Source organism: Parafrankia sp. FMc2 (genome assembly GCF_041008525.1).
Taxonomy (GTDB): Bacteria; Actinomycetota; Actinomycetes; order Frankiales; family Frankiaceae; genus Parafrankia.
In genome coordinates, this window is the sequence record NZ_JBFLUG010000398.1 from 1 (window position 1) to 1,348 (window position 1,348).

The 1,348-nt window shown below is 70.7% G+C and carries 1 protein-coding gene; it reads left to right on the plus strand.

Annotation, left to right across the window (positions count from 1 at the left end; all coding sequences use genetic code 11):
• The first annotated feature begins 274 nt into the window (after positions 1 to 274).
• On the plus strand, positions 275 to 1,339 hold the full coding sequence (locus AB1460_RS37515) for an IS110 family transposase (protein ID WP_368967319.1): 1,065 nt from the start codon (positions 275 to 277) through the stop codon (positions 1,337 to 1,339).
• The last annotated feature ends 9 nt before the right edge of the window (positions 1,340 to 1,348 follow it).

Consider the following 1,348-nt stretch of genomic DNA (forward strand, 5'->3'; position numbering starts at 1 on the left):
AACGAGAACACTGTGAGTGTCGGTGGCAGCCCGACCCGGGTTGATCGGCCAGGCTGAGGCCGACGGTGAGAGGTGACTCCCGAGAACACTGGCCGCTCGTGGGCGTGCCTGTCGTTTGACCTGTCCCTCAAGCCGTCGGCACCAGGCCCGGCGCGCTTGTCTTGGCTTGATCAGGAGCTTGTCCGCCTTCGGCGTGACTCCTCACAGTGCTGCCGCGACAGTGTCTTCTCCCGGACCGGTGCCGCAAGGACACGACGGACGAGGAGACCAGCACGTGAAGCTCGCCGAGCAGTACGCCTACGTCATCGGAGGAGACCCGGACCGCGACACCGTCGACCTGGCCGTCCTCGACACGAGGACCGGCGCGACGACCGCACACACGGTCGGGTCCGCGGACGGCGCGGGCTACGCCGCGATGTTCACCTGGGCGAAGGAGCATGCTCCGGGCCGGCGCGTGTGGGCGTTGGAAGGCACCGGCAGCTTCGCCGCCGGGCTGGCGACGTTCCTCGCGGAGGCCGGAGAGGACGTCGTCGAGGTCGGCGGAGCCAAACGAGGCCGCGGCGCGAAGAACGACAAGATCGACGCCGTGCGCGCGGCGCGGACCGCGCTCGGCCGCGACCAGCAAGCCAACCCCCGCGCCCGCGGGCTACGAGAAGCGCTGCGCGTCGTCCTCACCACCCGCCACGCCGTCCTCGTCAGCCGCACCAAGGCGATCAATGAGCTCAAAAGCCTGGTCGTGGTGGCTCCCGAGTACCTGCGCGCCGGACTCCGGGGCCACAACATCGCACGCCAGCTCGGCATCGTCGAGCAGCTCCCCACCGCCCTCGACGCCACCGTCGAGCATCGCACTACCGTGCTGGCACTGCGCTCCGTCGCGGCACGGATCCGTTTCCTCAGCGGCCAGGTCGACGAGCTCGACGCCGAACTGGCGGCCCTGCTGGCCCAGCACCCCGCCGGCCCCGCTCTGCTCGCCGAACCAGGAGTCGGCCCCGTGGTCGCCGCCCAGCTGCTCGTCAGCTGGTCCCACCACGGCCGCGTCCGCAGTGAAGCCGCCTTCGCCGCGCTCGCCGGCGCCGCCCCACTGGAAGTCAGTAGCGGGCAGCGCACCCGCCACCGGCTCAACCGGGGCGGTGACCGGGCACTCAACCGCGCCCTGCACACCGTCGCGGTCACCCGGCTACGGTGCCACCCCGAGTCCCGTGCCTACGAAGCCAAACGCACCGCCCAAGGCAAGACCCACCGCGACGTCCGACGTTCCCTCAAACGCGCCCTCGCTCGACGCCTCTACCGCCGCATCGAAGCAGCGACCCGCACCACCGAGCTCTCAGCCAGCTCTTGACAGACATAG